Annotated in this window: 1 protein-coding gene; it reads right to left on the minus strand. The window is 67.9% G+C overall.

Annotated elements, in window-relative coordinates:
- Nucleotides 1–169 precede the first annotated feature (169 nt).
- On the minus strand, nucleotides 170–1,408 hold the full coding sequence (locus ACFVYE_RS47280) for an IS4 family transposase (RefSeq protein WP_389609784.1): 1,239 nt from the start codon (nucleotides 1,406–1,408) through the stop codon (nucleotides 170–172).
- Between the last annotated feature and the right edge of the window lie 41 nt (nucleotides 1,409–1,449).

Raw genomic sequence — 1,449 nt, forward strand, 5'->3', positions numbered from 1 at the left:
TCGTGGGGTTGGGACTGTTTTGGTGGGCTCGGCGAGGGTGACGACGGGGGTGTCCGGGCGAGGCGGGTTGTTGTGTTCGGTGCGTTTGAGCGGCCAGTTGGACATTTTGCGTTTGATCACTCGCGGGTTGGACCGTAACCGTCTTGATGCCAGGAGACGTTCGGTAATCTCACGCAGGGTCTGTGTCAGTGCCCGGGCGAGCCGGGAGGGGGGAAAATCCCGCCTGGCCGGTGGTCTGCCGGCGGACGACGCGCAAGGTGCGGGTGAAGGACATCCGGTCCGGGTCCTCTCTCTCCAGCTGGGCCGCCTGGTGCATGAGGTCGCGCAGCGCGTGATGCACCAGGAGGAACGCGAAGATCTCCTGCTCCACCCCGGCCGGATGCTGGGAGCGCAGGACGAAGCGGGGTCCGCCCAGATGGGTCTTGATCTCGTCGAGGGTGGTCTCGATCTCCCAGCGCTCGGCATAGAGCGCGGCCAGCTCCCTGGCCGGTGCGGTGGCCGGGTCCAGGAGCGTGGTGACCAGCCGGTAGACGGTGCCTTCTCCACATGGGCCCAGGGTGTATTCGATCACGCGGACCGGTGCCGGGTCAGCTCGCCGGTTCTTGTCCCGGGCGGCGACGATCTCCGACAGGTACGAACCATCGGGCAGCGCGGTCACCATGGGCAGGACCGCGTTGCTCCGGACCCGCCACAGCAGGTCCGCGCCGGTCGCCGCGGCGGCCTGCCACAGGTCGAAGCCGAGGAAGCCCCGATCTGCCAGGAGCAGCATTCCCCTGGTCAGCGAGGGGAACAGGCGGCGGGCCAGGACCGTCTCGTGCACCGCCAGCGGCGCGACGTCGGCGGCGAACACGGCATGGGTACCGCACTCGACCAGGGCCACGGCTCTGGCCTGCGGATAGGCACTCCTGCCCTGCCCACGCCCCGTTCCCGGCCGCCCGAAGAAGACGGCGTTCGCCTCCGTATCGGGAAGGTCGAAGGTCGTGCCGTCCACCGATACCAACCGCAGACCCCGAAACCAGGCTCCCATCGTCGCCGGGACCGCCACGGGTCGGCAGACCCGGGCGAACAACGCCTTCACTGGCTCCGCCCCCAGCCGGAGCCGGGCCCGTCCGATCGCCCCGCTGGTGGGCACCCGCCACGTCTTCGACCAGCGGCGTTCCCATTCCAGGCCCTGGGTGAGAAGCCGTCCGACCTCCTCATATCCCTGCCCCGAGAACAGGCACATCGCCAGCACGAAATACATCACCACCCGTGCGGGAAGCAGGCGCCGACGTTCCTCCGTGCGTCCGCACCCCGCCACCACCTCATCCACCAGCTCCGGCGGAAACGCACGCGTGAGCACTCCCAGAGCGATGCGATCCGAAAATCGATCACCCTCAACTGCCTTCAACTGTCCTGGTCTTGGCACACCAACTCAACGAGCCAGCACCTGCAAAGTCACCGGTATTG

The organism is Streptomyces sp. NPDC058239, from assembly GCF_042882185.1.
Taxonomy (GTDB): domain Bacteria; phylum Actinomycetota; class Actinomycetes; order Streptomycetales; family Streptomycetaceae; genus Streptomyces.